This is a genomic window from Cytophagales bacterium (assembly GCA_019456305.1).
Classification (GTDB): domain Bacteria; phylum Bacteroidota; class Bacteroidia; order Cytophagales; family VRUD01; genus VRUD01.
Genome location: VRUD01000129.1, coordinates 1 through 6,630 on the forward strand (window position 1 = coordinate 1; position 6,630 = coordinate 6,630).

Annotated in this window: 4 protein-coding genes; 2 read left to right on the forward strand and 2 right to left on the reverse strand. The window is 37.9% G+C overall.

Annotated elements, in window-relative coordinates:
* Window positions 1–104: 104 nt before the first annotated feature.
* Both FVQ77_17030 and FVQ77_17035 read right to left on the reverse strand, forming a co-directional pair.
* Entirely contained in the window at window positions 105–815 is a 711-nt protein-coding gene (locus FVQ77_17030) for a DUF3575 domain-containing protein (GenBank protein MBW8052007.1), read from the reverse strand.
* Between the two features lie 93 nt (window positions 816–908).
* Window positions 909–3,674 (reverse strand): tetratricopeptide repeat protein, encoded by a 2,766-nt coding sequence (locus FVQ77_17035; protein MBW8052008.1) that lies wholly within the window; start codon window positions 3,672–3,674, stop codon window positions 909–911.
* Between the two features lie 58 nt (window positions 3,675–3,732).
* Between FVQ77_17035 and FVQ77_17040 the strand changes: the two genes are divergently transcribed.
* Window positions 3,733–4,014 (forward strand): hypothetical protein, encoded by a 282-nt coding sequence (locus FVQ77_17040; GenBank protein MBW8052009.1) that lies wholly within the window; start codon window positions 3,733–3,735, stop codon window positions 4,012–4,014.
* Window positions 4,015–4,173: 159 nt separating this feature from the next.
* Window positions 4,174–6,630: DNA gyrase subunit A (gene gyrA / locus FVQ77_17045; protein MBW8052010.1), on the forward strand; the 2,457-nt coding region annotated here is incomplete at its 3' end.

A 6,630-nucleotide genomic window follows, 5' to 3' on the forward strand; every position in this document is an offset into this window, starting at 1 on the left:
CAGCAATATCAAACTAACTGTAGCGCGATATTTATATCGCGGGATATATAATTTTACCACGAAATAAATTTCGTGCTGCAATATTTTTACTTTTTACTTTTTACTTAAAAATAAACTCCTAAAAGAAATCCAAAATTGGGTACTACACCGGTATTAAAGCCAAGTAAGCTGTTATCGCTTGTAATATAACCGTTCATAGAAGCTTTAATATTATTTTGACTGTATTTTACCCCTCCACCTCCAAAAACATCCAGCACCGCTACATTGTTTACTATAAATTGATAACCCATAATAAGCCCGCCTCCAACTGACCAGGCTTCTACAAATTCATTTTCTGTTATAATCCCCCCCGGAGAACATTGATTATCAGGACAAAAATAACTTATTTTTTTATCCATGCTTATTTGCTTATAAAACAGGTAAGGCGCTCCATATAAACCCGAAAGCTTATTATTCATTAGACCCATGAGCCGTTTTGCACCTTTTTCAAGATATATTCTGTAATGTACCTCAACAGACAGCCCGAATACGTCTTTGGCATTATATATATTTGATTCTTCGGCAAACGTTACCCCTGGCAATAATTGAATAGTCCGGTTTTTTCCAATAGTATGTTCTAAGCCTATCATAAAGGTACTTGTGATAAAGTGAAAGGGGCTTAATTTTAGCGTGTTGTCTTTGTGAATAACCAAATTTCCTGAAAAGATAGTATCGTTTTGAGCAGTCAGCAAGAATGGGGTAAAGAGCAGCATAATAGCAGTAGCAGCAATAAACCTGCTCCTAATTTTGATGGTTATATTGTTATATTGTTTCATTGTTACATTGTTACATAGCTCTAACGTTAATATTGTTTCATTGTTTTGCGATTTATTGTTAGCAAAACGTATGGCTCTATGCGCTATGCGCTATCAAGGTAAACTCTTTTCAAATTCTTCGTTTTTCAGGTTCGGATCAAGTTGAACCGCTTGATAATAGTGTTTTTGAGCTTTACTTATTTTGCCGGTAAGATAAAAAACCCGGGCTATTTTATAATGATATTCCCCAACTTTCGGTTTTAGATCAGCAGCTTTTTGAGCATAATGGAGCGCCAGATCATAATTATTAAAAGGTTCTTGTGATAAAATCATGCTCAATCCGACATAAGGTGCAACTTGACTGGCATCACTGGACATAGCTTTTTCGTAGTAACCTTTTGCCTTTTTCTTATCAGCATCTATTTCAGCAATTGAACCTAAATACATATTTGCCATGTAATGCCCTGGTTTGATTTTAACTATATTTAAAAAGCTGTTTTTTGCCCTCACATATTGTGCTTGCTGGTAATAAATTACTCCCAAATATTGTAATGTAAGAACGTCATAAGGATTTATTTTCAGCGCTCTTTCAAAATGCCATTGCCCTTTCTTTTGGTCATAATATTGAGGATTTTCAGCGATGTAGTAGAACATGCCATAATCATAATTGACTGTAAAATTTAAAGAGTCTAACTGATATGCTTTATCAAGGTAAGTTCTTAATTCGTCATACCTTTGTAAGACGTTGTAAAGTTGAATTATTTTCAGCAATAGATTTAAGTTAGCGGTATCAGATTGTAAAGCTTTCAGATAATATTCTTCTGCTGCTTTATAATTTTTTTTATCGTGTGCTACGAAACCTAATCCAATCCAGGTATTTGCTCCCACAGAAGCTTGATATTTTTTACTTAAGTGAAAATGATGCCGGGCTTTTTCAATATCTTTAAGCCGGCTGTTTGCAAAAATATTACCAAGCAGCTCATGTGCATATTGATTTGCGCTATCTTTTTTAATGACCTCGTTTAAATATGAAACTGCTTCTTCAAGCTGGTCAAAATGATATGCTAAAACCTCTGCCAGCTTTGTTTTAGCGCTGGTATGCAGGGAGTCAAGCTCCAGGGTTTTCAGATAGTGTGTTTTAGCTCCCTGATAATCCATTAAAAACATTTCTATTTCTGCCAGATAAAAAAAAGCTGTTGAGCTGAAAGGGGCTTTTTGTAAGGCTGCTAAAATAAGCTTCTTTGCCTTGTTGTAGTTTTTAATATGATCATGACAAAGCAGATCGGCATAATTAAGCAGATAACCAGCATTGTTGGTATCCAATTCAAGGGCTTTCTTATATGCTTTTTCGGCTTCATCGTAATCTCCGGTATGCATTGATACAATACCTAAAAAGTTATTAGCATAAGCATTATCCGGATGTATTTTAAGCATTTTTTCAATCTCCTTCATGGCGTCATAATATTTACCGGTTGCATTATAACACAATGCTTTAAGATCAGAGAGGGAGTATTGTTGATCGTCTGTAACCGGAATTATTATATTTAATAAAACAAGCGCCTCGGTATGCTTGCTTTGATTAATAAGGTTATAAGCAATAGCCATATCTATAACCCATTCGATATGATCTTGTAATTTTCCTGCATGAATATCTGTGAGTGTGGCAAAGGATTTGATCCCGGTTGAACCTTTCACCTGCTTTGTGATATCCTCATTCAAGAGCGTATATTTAATGGATGCCTGAACACTGTCTCCGGATGCCTGTTCATATATTTCGCCAAAAATCACTACGTTAGCTTTTTGCTTCCTTCCAATATCAAAGGCTTGCTTATAAGTAACAGCCGGCTTATCTACTTCTGGTCGATAGTGAACCTGCATGAAGAGCTTTTTATCTTCAATTTTTTGGATCAACCTGCGTAAGATAGCATCTTCTAATTTTACTATGATATTAGGATTATCCTGTAAAACAGAAAAGGGAAGTATCAATACTGTGAACGGCTTTTCTTCTGTTGTTGCTAATGGCTGATTTTCTTTTTTTGAATCTTTCCAAAAGGGATGAAGCCAAATAGCAGTTCCGATAAAGCCAAGTAATAATAAGATCCCTATCGCTATTCCGATTTTTTTGCTGCTGATTTGAAATATATGGGATTTAGCTGCTGCTCTATCAACTTCTGTTTGTTTTGCTTGTTGCTGATGAATTTTTAATTGCCCTGCTTCCTTCAAAACGCTTTGAAGTTTTTTTTCTAGCTGAGATGTTTTTTGTTTTAATGGCTCTAAATCTTCTATTTTACTTTGTGCTGTCTGTAGCTCTCTTTTCAAAATCTCTGCATCATCGAAGTTTTTTTTGCTTTGATCTCCCGAAATCTCAAGCGCTTGTCTTAGCTTTTGTGATTCTTTTTGTGCGATGTTTAGCTGGCTTTGCATAAATTCTACCTGTTCCCGCAGTTTCTTCTCATCCCGCTCCTGATCCATAAAATTTTTTAGTTTTATTGGAATATCTTTGTTAAGATGTTCCCTGAACAACCATACTGCGAGCAGCATCAAGGCCATGTTCCCATAGCCTGCCTGAGTATGAACGATCTGGTTATCGTGCGTAGCAATGTTTCCGTGAATCTGGAAGGTCTCTAACCAGTTGATCACTTTGCGTGGCACGAGATTTTCATCAGTCAATAAATTGATCAATTCTTTATAGCTCTTTTGGGCTTTATACTCGCCTACCTGACCAGGATATTTTTGAAAAACGATCAACTTACTGGCTGCCTCACCAGACTTACGCATATTGGTAAGGGCATCTGAAAATCGATCGCTGTTGAAATGCTCAAAAGCAAGCGATGTCCATTCGGTAAAATCATGAACCTTATTTAATAGTTTAATGTCCATAAATGTAAAATTATCAAAAAAATTTTATACTTACACGATTTTTATCTAATTTAGCACAATGAAACGTCTATTTTTATTATTATTTTTTTCGCTGTCAATTTATAGCTGTGCTCCGCGCTGTAATACCGATTCATGTAAAAGCGGGCACTTCCTCAAAAGGCACTTTGGTATTTTGACTTCCATGTGTAAAATTAAATCATGTCGCGCCAGGTTGATGCACTATCATCCGTCAAAAAGAAGGCCGCAAGGACAAGTGTTCAGGGGAAGGACGTGGCTTTTTAGTAATCAAAGCCCTAGGGTAGGGGAGGATCTGAAAGATACGAAGGTTAAGAAAAAATAGGAATATGAGAACAATATAATAGAAAACCTTTTCAATATTACTTAAATAAAGCATATGAACTTGATCCAACTTTAAAAAACAGTAATAGATCATTGTTAAAATAAAATAATACTATATTTGCATCTATAAAAAATAGGTGTATAAAATAAATACCCATTAATGCCTGAAACCGCGAATATCATTCCCATCAACATAGAAGAGGAAATGCGCAGCGCATACATAGATTATTCTATGTCTGTGATCATTTCCAGGGCGCTGCCGGACGTCCGGGACGGACTTAAGCCGGTGCACCGAAGGGTGTTGTACGGGATGCTGGATTTAGGGGTTAACTACAACAAATCGCACAAAAAATCAGCAAGAATAGTAGGGGAGGTGCTCGGTAAATATCACCCCCATGGTGATACCTCTGTATATGATGCAATGGTAAGGATGGCTCAGCCCTGGTCATTAAGGTACCCCTTAGTGGACGGGCAAGGTAACTTTGGCTCCGTGGACGATGACCCGCCTGCTGCAATGCGATACACCGAAGCACGGCTCAAAAGAATTTCCGAAGAATTATTAGCAGACCTGAATAAAGACACCGTAGATTTTCAGCCTAATTTTGATGACTCACTCACTGAACCGGTAGTGATGCCTTCAAAGATACCCAATTTACTGCTCAATGGAGTATCGGGCATAGCTGTGGGAATGGCTACCAACATGGCGCCTCATAACCTCTCTGAAGTTATTGACGGGACCATAGCCTATGTTGACAACAATGAAATTACGATCCCGGAATTGATGCAATACATCAAAGCTCCTGATTTCCCTACCGGAGGTATTATTCATGGCTACCAGGGAGTTATAGCTGCTTTTGAGACGGGCAAAGGCAGAATAGTGATGAGAGCAAAAGCAACGTTTGAAACAGATAAAAACGGCAATGAAAAGATCATCGTTACTGAAATACCATACCAGGTCAATAAGGCGCTTATGGTCGAGAAAACCGCTCTGCTGATAAATGAAAAGAAAATTACAGGTATCTCTGCTGTCTGGGACGAGTCGGATAAAGATGGCATGCGCATAGTATATGATCTGAAAAGAGATAGCATCCCCAATATCGTTTTAAATAATTTATACAAGTACACACAACTGCAAACCGCTTTTAATGTTAACAATATTGCAATAGTCAGTGGTAGGCCTGAGGTACTTAATCTTAAAGATCAGATCGTTTACTTTGTAAAACACCGGCATGAAGTTGTAGTTCGCAGAACAAATTATGAATTAAAGGAAGCACAGAAACGGGAACATATTTTAAAAGGGCTGCTCATAGCTCTTGGCAAGCTTGATGCGGTGATCAAATTGATCAGAAGCTCTAAAGACCCCGTTGTTGCCAGGAATGGGCTGATGAAAAAATTCAAGCTTTCAAAAATTCAGTCGCTGGCCATCCTGGATATGCGCCTTCAAAGATTGACAGGGCTTGAAAGAGCAAAAATAGAAAAAGAATATAAAGAAGTAACCGAATTAATAAAACAACTCAAGGCAATATTAAAAGATGAAGGCTTGAGGATGAAAATAATAAAAGATGAATTGACTGAGATCAAAGAACGGTATGGAGACGAGCGAAGGAGCGAGATCGTTCATTCGGCAGAGGATATTTCAATAGAGGACATCATTCCTGATGAAGAAATGGTGATCACGATCTCTCATGAAGGTTATATTAAGCGAACCCCGGCAGACGAGTACAGGACACAGGGTAGGGGAGGCATTGGTTCCAGGGGAGTGATCACCAAAGATGACGATTTTACAGAGCATCTCTACATTGCCAGCGCACATAATTATTTGCTGATCTTGACCGAAGCCGGAAAAGTGTTCTGGAAAAAAGTATATGAAATTCCGGAGGGCAGTAAAAATTCAAAAGGCCGTGCCTTGCAGAATCTGATCAATATTGCAAAAGATGATAAAGTGCGTGCGGTAATTAATGTTAAAACCCTTAAGGATGAGGAATACATTAACAATAATTACTTAGTAATGTGCACTGTCAAAGGTAAAATAAAGAAAACAAAACTTGAAGCATATTCTAGGGTTCGCCAAAACGGGATCAATGCAATAACAATAAATGAAGGCGACAGGCTGCTTGAGGCAAAGCTAACAGATGGGGATAACGAGGTAGTAATAGCTTTGCGATCTGGCAATGCCATTCGATTCAATGAAAAGCGCGTGAGGCCTATGGGAAGGCTGGCAGCAGGCGTAAAAGGGATCACCTTGAGAGAAAAAAAGGACAGGGTAATTGGCATGGTTTGTGTAAAACAGCGTGATGAATCTGAGGTTAATTTATTGGTAGTTGCAGAAAAGGGCTTTGGCAAACGTTCTTCTATTGACGATTACAGGATCACTAACAGGGGAGGGAAGGGCGTAAAGACAATAAATATTACAGAAAAAACAGGCCACTTAGTCTCTATTAATGATGTGGTAGATACTGATGACCTGATGATCATTAACAAATCGGGTATTACTATCCGGATGGCTGTTGCCGATCTAAGAGTGATAGGTAGAGCCACACAGGGCGTGAAGCTGATAAGATTAAATGAAGATGACGAAATAACTTCCGTTGCTAAAATAGAGGAAGTTAAAGGGGAG